General features: G+C 67.9%; 10 protein-coding genes. All 10 read left to right on the top strand.

Annotated features, from left to right (window positions below; all coding sequences use genetic code 11):
* The first annotated feature begins 18 nt into the window (after nucleotides 1-18).
* The 10 genes from ACWPWT_RS19840 to ACWPWT_RS19795 all read left to right on the top strand — a co-directional run bounded on the left by ACWPWT_RS19840 (nucleotide 19) and on the right by ACWPWT_RS19795 (nucleotide 14,154).
* Nucleotides 19-1,326: a TolC family protein gene (locus ACWPWT_RS19840; RefSeq protein WP_285139016.1), complete on the top strand. Its 1,308-nt coding sequence runs from the start codon at nucleotides 19-21 to the stop codon at nucleotides 1,324-1,326.
* The gene (locus tag ACWPWT_RS19835; protein ID WP_315463123.1) at nucleotides 1,323-2,366 is read left to right on the top strand and encodes an efflux RND transporter periplasmic adaptor subunit; all 1,044 of its coding nucleotides are present in this window, start codon (nucleotides 1,323-1,325) and stop codon (nucleotides 2,364-2,366) included. Before ACWPWT_RS19840 ends, ACWPWT_RS19835 begins: the two co-directional genes overlap by 4 nt.
* Nucleotides 2,366-5,440, top strand: a complete 3,075-nt coding sequence (locus tag ACWPWT_RS19830; protein WP_315463122.1) for an efflux RND transporter permease subunit — start codon at nucleotides 2,366-2,368, stop codon at nucleotides 5,438-5,440. Before ACWPWT_RS19835 ends, ACWPWT_RS19830 begins: the two co-directional genes overlap by 1 nt.
* Nucleotides 5,437-6,444 (top strand): YncE family protein, encoded by a 1,008-nt coding sequence (locus ACWPWT_RS19825; RefSeq protein WP_285139014.1) that lies wholly within the window; start codon nucleotides 5,437-5,439, stop codon nucleotides 6,442-6,444. The genes ACWPWT_RS19830 and ACWPWT_RS19825 overlap by 4 nt, the downstream gene beginning before the upstream one ends.
* Nucleotides 6,445-6,584: 140 nt before the next feature.
* The gene (locus ACWPWT_RS19820) at nucleotides 6,585-7,127 is read left to right on the top strand and encodes a phosphatase PAP2 family protein (RefSeq protein ID WP_285139013.1); all 543 of its coding nucleotides are present in this window, start codon (nucleotides 6,585-6,587) and stop codon (nucleotides 7,125-7,127) included.
* 22 nt (nucleotides 7,128-7,149) lie between these two features.
* On the top strand, nucleotides 7,150-7,881 hold the full coding sequence (locus tag ACWPWT_RS19815) for a DedA family protein (RefSeq protein ID WP_315463119.1): 732 nt from the start codon (nucleotides 7,150-7,152) through the stop codon (nucleotides 7,879-7,881).
* A gap of 115 nt (nucleotides 7,882-7,996) precedes the next feature.
* A complete protein-coding gene (locus tag ACWPWT_RS19810) occupies nucleotides 7,997-8,974 on the top strand; it encodes an efflux RND transporter periplasmic adaptor subunit (RefSeq protein WP_285139011.1) in 978 nt (325 codons plus the stop codon).
* A complete protein-coding gene (locus ACWPWT_RS19805) occupies nucleotides 8,974-12,096 on the top strand; it encodes an efflux RND transporter permease subunit (protein WP_315463118.1) in 3,123 nt (1,040 codons plus the stop codon). The genes ACWPWT_RS19810 and ACWPWT_RS19805 overlap by 1 nt, the downstream gene beginning before the upstream one ends.
* On the top strand, nucleotides 12,093-13,469 hold the full coding sequence (locus tag ACWPWT_RS19800; RefSeq protein ID WP_285139009.1) for an efflux transporter outer membrane subunit: 1,377 nt from the start codon (nucleotides 12,093-12,095) through the stop codon (nucleotides 13,467-13,469). Before ACWPWT_RS19805 ends, ACWPWT_RS19800 begins: the two co-directional genes overlap by 4 nt.
* A 7-nt stretch (nucleotides 13,470-13,476) precedes the next feature.
* On the top strand, nucleotides 13,477-14,154 hold the full coding sequence (locus tag ACWPWT_RS19795) for a response regulator transcription factor (protein ID WP_241889972.1): 678 nt from the start codon (nucleotides 13,477-13,479) through the stop codon (nucleotides 14,152-14,154).
* Nucleotides 14,155-14,156: the final 2 nt, after the last annotated feature.

The raw sequence follows: 14,156 nt of genomic DNA, 5'->3' as shown, positions 1-14,156 counted from the left end.
AAGGGCGTTCAGCCCGTTATGCTCGCAGCGTTGCTGGCGGGATGCGCGCATTACACCCCACTTCCGCTCACGCGAGATTTACCGCTCGCGCCGTCAATCGGTGCGCTCCAGGGGGCCGCGGAGGATCATGGAGCGCTGTCGGTTGGCGATGTCGTTACGTTGGCGCTGGCGAACAACCCGGACCTTCGCGCGGCACGCTTGAAGCGGGGCATTGCCGAGGGCCAGGCCACACAAGCCTCGATCCTCGCCAATCCGTCCCTGTCGGGCGCTTTCCTGCCTCTGCTTTCGGGGGCGGGCACTGTCCCGGCCTGGAATCTGGGGCTGGCGCAGGACATCAAGAGCCTCGTCACCTATCGTGCGCGACGCCGCGCTGCCACTGCGAGCACCCGGCAGGTCGCGGCCGATCTCGTCTGGCAGGAATGGCAGGTTGCCGGACAGGCGCGCCAGCTTGCCACCGACATCATTATCGGCACGCGCAGCCGCCCGACCTATGTCGCGGCCTACGATCTCCTGTCTGACCGGAACGGCAAGCTCGAGCGCGCGCTGGCGGCGCGAACCGTGACGCTTGTCACCGTCGCCCCGGACCGTGTCGCGCTTCAGGCGGCGCGGACATCGCTCAACACGCTCGACCAGACTTTGCTCTCACAGCGTCACCAGCTGAACGCCCTGCTGGGCCTGACGCCGGACGCGGTCGTGCCGCTCGCAACCGAGCCCGACCTGCCGCGGTTCGACCCTGCCACGATCCGTGCCGGGCTTGCGACACTCCCCGATCGCCGGCCCGATCTGCTCGCGCTACGCCTCGGCTATGACGCCGCGGACGAGCAACTGCGCGTCGCGATCCTATCGCAATTTCCCGACCTGATCCTTGGCGGCTCCGCATCGAGCGACAGTTCGAAGGTCATCAACGGCGGGCCGAACGCGCAGGTCGGTCTGCCCATCTTCGATCACAACCAGGGCAATGTCGCGGTCGCGCGGGCAACGCGGGCACAGCTTCACGCCGATTACGCGGCGCGGCTGGCGGCCGCTACCGGGACGGTCGGCGCGCTGCTGCGGGAATATGAACAGCTTGCGGCGCAACTCGCGATCGCGCGCCGTGATCTGCCTGCCGCTCGTACCGCCGCGGCCCGGGCGCAGGCGGCGTTCGGCGCCTCCAACATCGACGAGCGCGGCTATGTCGACCTCGTCTCCAACCGCTTCGCCAAGGAAGAGGAGATCATGACCCTGGAACTCGCGCTGTTCGATCGGCAGATCGCCATCCAGACGCTGGTAGGCGACGGCCTGCCGACGGCCGACCTGCCGCCAGAGCAAGCGGGCACGGTCCGGTGACTCCAATACCCACGAGGATCTCCGCTGCCCTTCTTCTGCTGCTGGTCGCAGCGTGCAGCGGAACGTCCACCACGCCGGATGCCAGCGATACCCCGACGCCCAGCGTCCTCGTCGGCACCGTCGCACCCCGCCAGGGTGCGCTGCCGGCGATCGTCACCGCTTACGGTTCCGTGGCACCGTCCGAGATCGGCACCCGCACCTTCAGCGAGGCGCAGCCGGGCCAGGTCACGCGGCTGTTCGTCGCGCCCGGCAGCGCCGTGAAGATGGGTCAGCCGCTGGCAACCTTCGTCACTGCGCCAACTTCGCGCAGCACCTACGAACAAGCGGTGAGCGCTCTCGCCGCAGCGCAGAAGGCGCGCGCCACCACGGCGCAGCTTCTAGCGCAGCAGCTCGCAACAACCGATCAGCTGGTGCAGGCCGACAAGGCGGTGTCCGACGCCCGAACAGTGCTGGCCGCGCTTCGGGCAGAGGGCGCCGGGGCGCCGATTCATACCATCACGGCACCGTTTTCTGGCGTCGTCACCGCCGTGGCCGTGGCGCAAGGGGACCGCACCGCTGCCGGCGCCACGATCCTGACGGTCGCGCGGTCAGGCGGAATCGTCGTAACCGTGGGGATCGATCCTTCGCAGCGTGGAGGCGTCACCGTCGGCCAAGGTGCGTCATTGAAGCGCCTGTCCGGGGGCGGCACGCTCGAGGGTCGTGTCGTCCGGGTTGACGGCGCGTTGAACGCCGTGACCAAGATGGTCGACGTCGACCTGTCCTTTCCGGCGGGGGCGTTGCTGCCGGGTGAGCCGATGCAGGTCGACATCCGTACCGGCGAGGTCGGCGGATGGGTCGTGCCGCACGCGGCGGTGGTCACCGCGGGCGGTCGCCCGCGCGTCTTCCAGGTCCGGGACGGCAAGGCCAAGGCGGTTCCGGTCGCCGTCCGGCTTTCGTCTGACGCCGGCGACGTGGTCGACGGCGCCCTCTCACCGCGCCTCCCGCTGATCGTTGCAGGCGCCTATCAGGTCACTGACGGCGACGCGGTCCGGAGCCGGTAATGCTAGAGCGTCTCCTGCGCACCCAGTCGCGCGCGTTCGTCCTCGTCGGCCTGGCGCTGGCGCTCGCGGGGATCGTCGCAGCCTTATCGTTGCCGATTGGCCTCTTCCCGCAGGTGTCGTTTCCGCGGGTCGTGGTCGACCTGGACTCGGGGAGCCGCCCCGCCGACCAGACCGCGCTGACTGTCACCCGCCCGGTCGAGGAGGCAATCCGCGCCATCCCCGGCGTAAACAACGTCCGCTCGGAGACGGCGCGCGGGACGGCGCAGATCTCGATCGACTTCGGTTGGGGGCGCGACATGATCGCGAGCACGCTGCTGGTCGACACCGCGGTCGGCCGCATCCTGCCATCGCTGCCTGCTGGCACGCAGTACAATGTCCGCCGGATGGACCCGACCGTTTTCCCGATCATCTCCTATGCCCTGGTATCCGATACAGCGGATCCGGCCCAACTCCAGGATTTCGCGCGACTTCAGATCACCCCGCTGCTGTCCTCGATCACCGGTCTCGCCAGGGTCGGTGTGCAGGGTGGCGACACCGCGGAGGTCGAGGTACTCGCGGACCCGCAACGGCTCGCAAGCTACGGCCTTGCCATGGCGGACCTTGCGACCGCTATCCGCAATGGCAACGTGTTGAGTGCGGTCGGGCAGGTCCAGGATCGTGGTCGGCTCTCGCTTGTCATTGCCGATCGCAGTGTCGCCAGCGCGGCGCAGGTCGGTGACATCGTCGTCAAGGCGGCCCCGGCAGGGGTCGTTCGGGTGCGGGATGTCGCGACCGTGCAGACCGGTGCCGTGCCCGTCTGGCAGCGGATCGTCGAGGACGGGAAACCCGCGGTACTGTTCAACATCTACGAGCAGCCGGACGGCAACGCGGTCCAGATCGCAAGGCAAGTGCAGGTAAAGCTGGCGGGCGTGAAGCTGCCGGCCGGGGTCAGGCTGGTCAACTGGTACGATCAGAGCGAGTTGGTGACCCAATCGGTCGCGAGCGTGCGTGACGCTGTGCTGATCGGCCTCATGCTCGCCGCGCTGGTGCTCCTCCTGTTCCTGCGCAGCTGGCGCGTGACGCTCGTCGCCATCATCGTCGTACCGGCCACACTGGCGACCACGGTGCTGGTGCTGAGCATCCTCGGCATGAGCTTCAACATCATGACCCTCGGCGGCATCGCGGCCGCGGTCGGGCTGCTGATCGACGACGTCATCGTCATGGTCGAGCATATCGCCCGACGCGCCGGCGAGGTGACGCCGGGCGGAGACATCGCTGGCAACGCTGCGGTCATCCCGGCCGCGCGCGAGTTCATGGCACCGCTGACCGGATCGAGCATCGCGACGTTGATCGTGTTCCTGCCGCTGTCATTCCTGACCGGTGTGACCGGCGCCTTCTCCAAGGCGCTGTCAGTGACGATGGCGGCCGCGCTCGCCATTTCCTGGGCGATGACCGCTTTCGTCGTACCGGTCCTCGTGCGATGGCTGGTGGACTTCCGTACATGGCGAGACCCCGGCGTCGCCGGCGAGGGACGCCTCGCCGTCATTCACGACAAAGGCCTTGATCGCCTGTCAGCCCGACCGTGGCTGCTCCTTGTCATCCTCGTCCCGCTCCTGGCGGTCGGCTATATCGGCTATTCCAAGGTGCCGACAGGCTTCATGCCGAAGGTCGACGAAGGCGGCTTCGTCATGGATTACTACACCGCTCCCGGCACCTCGCTTGACGAAAGCGGGCGTCAGGTCGGTCAGATCGACCAGCTGCTGCGGGCCAATCCGGAGGTGCTGACCTTCTCCCGGCGGCTCGGCACCGGCCTCGGTGGCGATCTCGGCCAGAGCTATCACGGCGACTATTTCGTCCGGCTGAAGCCGAACCACAGCCGCCCGACCGAGGAGGTGGCCGCCAGCGTCGCCGACGAGATCGGGGTCAAGGTGCCAGGCGTCCAGGTCGAGGTCGCACAACTCATCGAGGATCTGATCGGCGATCTGACCGCCGTCCCGCAGCCGATCGAAGTCAAGCTCTACTCGTCCGACCCAACCGTGCTCGATGGCCAAGCGAAGAAGGTCGCTGCCCTGATCGAAAGGATCGATGGCGTCGTCGAGGTGAAGGACGGCGTTCAACTGGCAGGTGACGCGCTCGATGTCCGCGTCGATCCGGTCCGCGCTGGCGTGGAAGGGGTCGTGCCGTCAGACGTTGAGGCACAGCTGTCGACCGCCCTGAGCGGCACTGTCGCCACAACCCTTGCCCGACCCGATAAGGCCATCGACGTGCGCGTCCGGCTTCCGCAGGCGATGACGATCAGCCAGTCCGGGCTTGCGCAACTGCCCATTCGTGCCACCGACGGCCATGTGTTTCCGCTGTTGCGCGTCGCATCCATCGAGGCGGTCGTCGGACAACCGCAGATCGCCCGCGAGAACCTGGAACCGATGGTGGCCGTGACCGGTCGCATTCAGGGACGGGGGATAGGTGCTGCCATCGGCGACGTGACCAAGGCCCTCGACCAGCCAGGCGTACTGGCACCCGGTATCCGCTACGAGCTGGGCGGCCTCTATCAGCAGCAGCAGATCGCCTTCGCAGGCCTCATCAAGGTATTCGGCGCAGCCCTCGTCGCCGAGCTGGTGTTGCTCCTTGTGCTTTACCGGCGGTTCTGGTTGCCCGTCATTATCATCGGCTGCTCGCTGCTGTCGACCACGGCAGTATTCACCGCCCTGTGGCTCGCAGGCGTCGACCTCAACATCACGGCGCTGATGGGCATGACGATGATCATCGGCATCGGCACCGAGATGGCGATCTTCTACGTCTCCGAGTTCGAGGAACTCTGCCACACCATGCCGCCCGTCGTGGCGACGCGCGAAGCGAGCCGCAATCGCCTGCGCCCGATCACGATGACGACGCTTGCGGCGATTTTGACGTTGCTGCCACTGGCGCTCGCGATCGGTCAGGGCTCGGGCATTCAGCAACCACTCGCAATCGCGATCATCGCCGGCCTGTTGCTGCAGTATCCGCTCGTACTCTTGGCAATGCCGATCCTCGTTCGGCTGACCCTACCCCATTCCGACCATGATCCTGCCATTCCAGAACAGGAACCTGCACGATGAAGCGCGTACTGACGACTGCCATCTTGGCGCTGACATCCTTCGCGGCGGGGGCTGCCCCGCCGGTGCCAGCCTACCGCATCGCAGCTACGATCTCCGGTCCGGACGGCGGGGGGTGGGATTATGCCCGCGTCGATCCCGTCGATTACCGCCTCTACATTGCGCGGTCGACCTCGGTCACCGTCATCGACACCAGACGTGAGCGGGCAGTCGGCTCGATCGGCACCATCGCGCACGGTCATGCGGTCGTACCGCTTTCCGGCGGGCGCCTCATGGCGACGAGCGGCGACGATGCCTCGGTCCGCTTTCTCTCAACCTCCGATGGTCGCGAACTGGGCCGTGTCGCGGTCGGCGAAAAACCCGACGCTGCGATCGTCTCCGCTGATGGCAAGACCGGCTTTGTCATGAATGCCAAGGCCGGCTCGGTATCGATCATCGACACGACAGCGATGCGGACGTTGCGCACTGTGCAGCTCAAGCCCGGCCTTGAATATGCCGCGCTGACGCCGAACGGCACGCTGTTCGTCAACGACGAGGACGCAAACGAGATCGAGGTCGTCGACATCCGTCGCGGCACGGCCGCTGCGCCGATCGCCTTGCCAGGGTGCACCGAGCCGTCTGGCCTCGCCTATGACGCGAAAACGGATCGCCTCATCGCCGCGTGTGCCAACGGTAAGGCGGCCATCGTCGCTGGCTCGAACCGCAAACTTTCGCAGCTGGTTGACATAGGTGCAGGCCCAGATGCCGTCATTCTGGATCCGCAGCGTCGCTTGGCGTTCATTCCCTGCGGCAGGGATGGAGTGCTGGACGTGCTGTCTCTCGAAGGCCCCCTCGTGACGCGCGTGGGGCGTATCAAGACTGCCGTTGGTGCCCGGACGGGTGCACTCGATCCAGACAGCGGTGCCATCTACCTGCCGACGGCGTCGTTTGCCCCGCCAGCGCAGCCCGGCACCCGCCCGGTCGCAACGCCCGGCACATTCAGGGTCCTGGTCGTGAAGCCGGCGTGACGGTGAGCCGGGCAAAGGCGGCTATGCGGATTCTTGCCGGGGGCGCTCTGTTCGCATTTGGCGGAGCGCTTCTACTCGTAGTGGCGGCGTTCTTCGCGACAGGCCGGATGACGGGCTTCGACCCGGCCATCCTGCTGTGGATGCGCGAGCGCACCGGCGATCATGGTCCGCTCATCGTCATCGCCCGCGATGTGACCATGATGGGTAACAATTCGACCTTGTGGATCATGACCGCGATCGGGCTTGGATATCTGGCGATCAGGCAACGCTGGCGATTGTGCGCCTATCTTGCGAGCACGACCGCAGGTGGGGCCATTATCATCAGCGTTCTGAAGGCAATTGTAGACCGGCCTAGGCCGATGATTGTCGCGCATCTTGTTGATGTTCGAACGGCCAGCTTCCCGAGCGGGCACGCCATGGACTCCGCTTTCGTCTATGGCTCTTTGGCGATCGTCATGGCGGCGGAGGCTGGTGGCGATCGTCGAGGGACAGTCGCGATCGTCGTTGCCATGGTGCTGATCTTCGCGATCGGGGCTTCACGGATCATCCTTGGCGTACACTGGCCAACGGATGTGGCCGCTGGCTGGGCAGTCGGTCTGGGTTGGACCGCCATCGTGACGCGGGTTTTCGCTTTGACCGATGACATGAATTCCGCACCAAGCCGCTGGCCGTCTATCCGCTAGCTCATGATCGAAGACCCGACGCTTGCCGGTCATTTCAGGCGGCCAACGAGCGTTTGCACGCATTTGCGCAAGAAAACTCACGCGCCGAGGACACCAAAAAATGAATGGGCTCAGCAATTTCATAGCGACGCTAGCGGGCTGGATCGTCGCCGCGATCGCTGCGACCGGATATATCGGCATCATCGGCCTGATGGCTCTCGAAAGCGCCTGCATCCCTCTGCCGTCTGAAATCATCATGCCGTTCAGCGGCTATCTGGTCTCGATCGGTCGCCTCGACCTGTGGCTGGTAGCGATTGCGGGGGCGATCGGCTGCAATCTCGGGTCGGCCCTTGCTTATGAGGCGGGGCGCCGCGGCGGCCGTCCCATGGTCGCCCGTTACGGACGCTGGCTCTTGCTCACATCCGAGGATCTCGACCGATCGGAACGGTTTTTCGACCGCTTCGGCGGTGCGGCTGTTCTGATCGGTCGGATGATGCCAGGCATCCGCTCGTTCATCGCGCTACCTGCGGGGATCGCCCAGATGCCGTTGCTGCGCTTTCACCTTTACACGTTCATAGGATCACTGCCCTGGTGCCTGGGATTGGCCTATGCCGGCCAAGTGCTCGGGAGCCGCTGGAACACGGACCCGCGATTGTCGGCCTTGTTTCACAAGATTGACCTGTTCCTGTTGGGCGTGGCCGTACTGGCGGGAATATGGTTCGTGCGGCGTCGCCTGACGGGGGTGCGAGATTCACGGGCCGCAGAAACCGAATGAGAGTCGGGGATGACCTTCGGTCCCTTCGTTTTCAATCAGAGCGGGGCGCGGCTACATTGGGATTTTGTATAGTCGGCTCCAGTAGCGCCCACTCTTTCGTGACTAAGCCGTCACGATGCGCCAGACCTTCCTTCTGATCCCGATCCTGCTCGCCGGTTGCGGCGAGAAGGCCGCGAAGCCGCCCGCACCGCCTGCCCATGCCGAGACGATCACGCATGAGAGCGAGCTGTTGAAGCTGACCCTTACACCCCAAGCTCAGGAGCGTCTCGGCATCGCACTAGCTAGGGTGGGTGGAGGATCGGCCTCCTCCTCGCGCGAGGTTGCCGGTGAGATCGTGGTGCCGCCGATCAGCCCCAACGGCGTGCCGGTCAACTCGACCACCAATCTCCAGCAGATCGGCAGCCAGCAGGCGGCGGCCGACGCCGAACTGGCCCGCGCTACGGCGCAAGCGAGGCTGGGGAGGATCGCGCTCGACCGGGCCGAGAGCCTGGTGCGCGAGGAGGCCGGCAGCGTGCGGGCACGCGATGAAGCTGCGGCTGCGCTGGCTGCGGCGCAGGCGGCGCTAGGCGCGGCACGTCAGCAGCGCCGTTTGCTTGGGCCGGCGGTCGCCTCGCTCGGTTCGCAAGCGGTACTGTGGGTCCGCGCGTCAGTGTTCGGCAGCGACATGGGGAATGTGCGTCGAGAGGCCGCCGCGACGGTCCGCACGCTCGGCGACGCCGGCGCGCCACGCAGCGCCCGTCCGGTGCAGGCGCCGCCATCGGCCAACACCGTCACGGGCACGGTCGATCTGTATTTCGCCATCGACAATCGCGACCGCGCCTTCCGCGTCGGCCAGCGGGTCGCGGTGGACCTGCCGCTCGCCGGGCAGACCGAGGGATTGTCGGTGCCGTCTGCTGCGATCCTCCGCGATGTCTACGGTGGCGAGTGGGTCTATCAGCGGACCGCGCCCAACACCTTCGTGCGACAGCGCGTCGAGGTAGCATCGGAAAACGACGGACGGGCACTGCTGTCGCGCGGGCTGACGGCCGGCGCGCAAGTCGTCACCGGTGGTGCGGCCGAGCTGTTCGGGACAGAGTTCGGGGCGGCGCACTGATGCTCGGCCGACTCGTCCATCTCGCGCTGGCGCAGCGCGTCCTCGTCCTCGCGCTGGCCGCCTTGCTGGTCGTGCTCGGCATTCGCGCCGGGCGCGACGTGCCGCTCGACGTGTTCCCCGAGTTCGCCCCGCCGATGGTGGAAATCCAGACCGAGGCGCCGGGGCTGTCGACCGAGGAGGTCGAGAGCCTGGTGACGGTGCCGATCGAGACGGCGGTCAACGGCGTGCCCGGCCTGATGACGCTGCGATCCAAGTCGGTGCTGGGCCTGTCGTCGGTACAGATCCTGTTCGAGCGCGGGTCCGACGTAATCCGCGCCCGCCAGATGGTCGGCGAGCGGATCGCGCAGGTGCAGCCGCGGCTGCCGCTCGCGGCGCGTCAGCCGGTGCTGATGCCGCCGCTGTCGTCGACGAGCCGGGCGATGAAGGTCGGGCTGTCGTCGACGAAGCTCGACCAGATGCAATTGTCCGAGCTGGTGCGCTGGACCATCCGCCCGCGGCTGATGGCCGTCCCCCGCGTCGCGAACGTCGCGGTGTGGGGCCAGCGTGACAGGCAGTTGCAGGTGCTGGTCGATCCCGACCGGCTGCGCGCGGCCGGTGTGACGCTGGCGGAGGTGCGCGCGGCCGCCGGCGACGCCGTGCTGGTTGGGGGTGGCGGGTTCGTCGACACGCCCAACCAGCGCCTCGCCGTCCAGCAGACCGGCACGGTGCAGACCGCAGCCGAGCTGGCACAGGCGGTCGTCAGGCAGGCGGGCGAAGCACCGGTCAGGATCGGCGACGTCGCCCGCGTGGTCGACGGTTTCAATGCGCCGATCGGCAACGCCATCATCGACGACGGCCCGGGCATCATGCTGATCGTCGAGAAGCAGCCGACGGCCAACACGCTGGAGCTGACCCGCGCGGTCGAGGCCGCGTTCGCCGAGCTGAAGCCCGGCCTCAAGGACGTGAAGGTCGACACGACCATCTTCCGCCCGGCGACCTTCATCGAACGCTCGATCGATAATCTCACCCGCGCGCTGATGATCGGCTGCGCGCTGGTGGCGGCGGTGCTGTTCCTCTTCACCCGCGACTGGCGGCAGGCGACGATCAGCCTCGTCGCGATCCCGCTGTCGCTGCTCGGGGCGGGTCTGATGCTGCTCTGGTCGGGCGCGACGATCAACGTGATGATTATCGCCGGCCTCGTCATCGCGTTGGGCGAGGTGGTCGACGATGCGATCATCGACGTGGAGAATATCGCGCGCCGTCTCCGACTGAACCGCGAGGCGGCCGATCCGAAGCCGGCGTTCGCGGTGGTGCTCGCCGCCTCGCTGGAGGTACGCTCGGCGGTCGTCTTCGCCTCGCTGATCGTGATGCTGGTGTTCGTGCCGATCTTCTTCCTGGGCGGGGTCGCGGGCACCTTCTTCCAGCCCCTCGCCATCGCCTATGTGCTGGCGATCGGGATGTCGCTGCTGGTCGCGCTGACCGTCACGCCGGCGATGTGCCTTCTCCTGCTCCCGAACGCGCCGCTGAAGGCGGAGCGCGACACCCGCTTCGTCGCGGCGATGAAGCGCCGCTACGTCGGCTTCCTGCCGCGCGTGGTCGCTCAGCCGGCGATGGCGGTCGGGATCGTCGCGGGTGGGCTGCTGCTCGCCGGTGTCGGCTATGCGACGTTCAAGGACCAGTTCCTGCCCGACTTCCGCGAAACCGACTTCCTGATGCACTTCGTCGAGAAGCCGGGGACGTCGATCGAGGCGATGGACCGGATCACGATCCGCGCGTCGAAGGAGCTGCGCAGCATCCCCGGCGTCCGCAACTTCGGCGCGCATATCGGCCGCGCCGAACAGGCCGACGAAGTGGTCGGCCCCAACTTCACCGAACTCTGGATCAGCCTCGACGAGAACGCCGATTACGATGCGTCGGTGAAGCGGATCAAGGAAGTGGTCGAGGGCTACCCCGGCCTCTATCGCGACGTGCTCACCTATCTGCGCGAGCGGATCAAGGAGGTGCTGACGGGTGCCGGTGCGACCATCGTCGTGCGCATCTACGGCCCGGACCAGGCGGAGCTGCGCGCGGCCGGTGCCCGCGTCCGTGAGGCGATCAGTGGGGTTCCGGGCGTGTCCGACCTTAAGCTGGAATCGCAGGTGCTCGTGCCGCAGATCCGCATCCGGCCACGTGCGGGCGAACTGGCGCGGTTCGGCCTCACCGCGGGCGAGGTGCGCCGGCAGGCGCAGGTGCTGGTCGCGCAGGCCAAGGTCGGCGAAATCTACCGCGACCAGCGCGCCTTCGACGTGGCTGTCTGGGGCGAGCCGGCGGTGCGTAACAGCGTCCACGCCTTGCGCGACCTGATGATCCAGGTGCCCGCGGCCGGCAATGCGGTCGCCGGGGCGCCGGTGCGGCTCGGCGATGTCGCCGATATCGAGATCGCACCCGCCCCCAACGAGGTGAAGCGCGAGAACGGCCAGCGCCGGCTTGACGTCACGATGAACGTCGCGGGCGCGGACCTCGGCACGGTCGCGCAGGCGGTCGACGCCGCGGTCGCCAGGGTGCCGTTCGCGACCGGCTATCATCCGCAGGTGCTCGGCGAATATGCCGCACTGAACGAATCGCGCAGCCGCCTCTGGAGCATCGGCGCGTTATGCCTCGTCGGCATCCTGCTGCTCGTCTGGATGGAGTTTCGCTCGCGCCGGATCACCGCGCTGGTCGGTGTCAGCCTGCCCTTCGCGCTGGTCGGCGGGGTGGTCGCCGTGGCCGTCACCGGCGGGGTGCTGTCGCTCGGCTCGCTGGTTGGGTTCGTCACCGTCATCGGCATCGCCGCGCGCAACGGCATCATGCTGCTGTCGCACTATCAGCATCTCGAACGGCACGAGGGCATGACCTTCGGGCGCGAGCTGGTAATGCGCGGTGCGGAAGAGCGACTGGTGCCGATCCTGATGACGGCCGCCTGCGCGGGACTGGCGCTGGTGCCGCTGATCGTGGCGGGCAATGCGCCCGGGCACGAGATCGAGCATCCGATGGCGATCGTGATCCTCGGTGGCCTCATTTCGTCGACCGCGCTCAACCTGCTGCTGCTGCCCGCGCTGTATGCTCGCTATGGCAGGGACCGCACCGTGCCGCCTGCAACCGCAGCCAAGGAGGCACTGGCATGATCCGTCGTCTGGCCCCCGGTGTTGCCCTTTTCGCGTCCGCGTGCATGAGCGTGCCCGCACCTCCGCCGACAATCGCCCCGCCTAGCGCGACGGGCGAGTTCGCCCGGCTTCCCGTCGCGTCAATCGCGCCGGTGCCGGATGACTGGTGGCGGCTCTACGACGATCCGGTCCTCGACGGACTGGTGCGATCGGCGCTCGCCGCCAATGCCGATCTGCGCGTCGCCTACGCCAATTTGGACGGCGCTCGCGCCGCTCTGCGGCAGGCACGGGCGGCGCGGCTGCCGCAGACGACGATCGAGAGCGCGTTGGGGGTCGACAACCCCGCCTCGCAACCGAGCGCGTCGGGCAACGTGCCGACGACGGACTATGATATCGCCGCGACGGCGAGCTGGGATCTCGACCTGTTCGGGCGGCTGCGGTCCGCCGCGACCGCGGCGGGTGCGGATGCCGAGGCGCAAGCCGCGGTCGTCGATGGCTTGCACGTTGCCGTGGTGGCCGACACCGTGCTCGCCTATGTCGACCTGTGCGGATCGACCCGCGCCATCGCGACCGCCCGCGAGGTCGCGGCGGCACAGGACCGGTCGGTCGCGCTCGTGCGCGAACAGTTTCGGGCGGGCGAAGTGTCGCCGCTGGAGGTGTCGCAGGTCGCGACCATCGCGGCTGCCACCCGCGCCGCCATCGCCCCGTTCGAGGCACAGCGTGCCAACGCGCTGTATCGGCTCGCAACGTTGCAGGGGCGCCCCCCGGCGGAAGCGCGGGGCTATCGCTTCGCCTGCACCGCCGCGCCCCGGCTGCGCACCGCTGCGCCGGTCGGCGACGGGACCGCGCTGCTGCTCCGGCGCCCCGACGTTCGCGAGGCGGAGCGACGCCTTGCCGCTGCCGCGGCGCGGATCGGGGTGGCGCGGGCGGACCTCTACCCGCGCGTCAATCTGGGCGGAGCGCTCGGATTGCTGTCGGGCGGGTTCAAGGCCGTCGCATCGCCGCTCGTCAGCTGGGCGTTCCCCAATCAGGCGCCCGCCCGCGCGCGGCTGGAGCAGGCCCGCGCGACCGAGCGCGCGGCGATCGCCGGATGGGACGTGGCCGTCCTCCGTGCTCTGCGCGAGGTGGAGACGGCGCTGGCGGCCTACGATGCCGAGACGCGCCGCAACCGCGATCTGGCGACCGCGTCGCGCGAGGCGCAGGCCTATGCGCGCCGGGCGGGTGCGCGTGTCCGCCTCGGCGATGCGCCCGGCCTGCTTCAGGTCGATGCGCAGCGGGCCACAGCATCGGCGATGCTGCAACAGGTCCAGTCCGATCTGGCGGTGTCGCAGAACGAGGTGGCGCTGTTCCGTGCGCTGGGCGGCGGTTGGCGAACCGACGCCGGCAGGCGATAGTCGGGCAATGCGGATATTGATCGTCGAGGATGATGCCGACACCCGCGCCTTCGTGGCGCAGGGGCTGGGTCAGGCCGGGCACCAGGTCGCGGTCAGCGCGGACGGCCGGGACGGCCTGTTCCAAGCGACCGGGGGCGGGTTCGACGCGATCGTGGTCGACCGGATGCTGCCCGGCCTCGACGGCCTCGCCCTGGTCCGGGCGCTGCGCGCGGCCGGCGACGCGACGCCGGTCCTGATGCTGACCGCGGTCGGCGGGATCGCGGACCGGGTGGAGGGGCTGGAAGGCGGCGCCGACGACTATCTGGTCAAGCCCTTCGCCTTTTCCGAGTTGGCCGCGCGCCTCAATGCGCTGGCGCGCCGGCCGGTACCGCGCGGCGACGATGCCCACCTGCTCCGGGTCGGCGACATTGTGCTCGACCTGCATCGTCGCACGGTGGAACGGGCCGGACGGCGCGTGACCCTGCAACCGCGCGAGTTCGCGCTGCTCGCCGAGCTGATGCGCAACCCGCGCCGGGTGATGACTCGGACCATGCTGCTCGAACGCGTGTGGGACTTCGATTTCGATCCGAAGACCAATATCGTCGAGACGCATCTGAGCCGACTGCGCTCCAAGCTCAACGCCGGGTTTGACGTGGACGCGATCGAGACGGTGCGCGGGGCGGGCTACATGATCCGGGACGCGTGACG

This window comes from Sphingomonas sp. Marseille-Q8236 (assembly GCF_965112005.1).
Note: the sequence above shows the minus strand (reverse complement) of the source record. Positions and strands in the feature narration are given on the sequence as shown.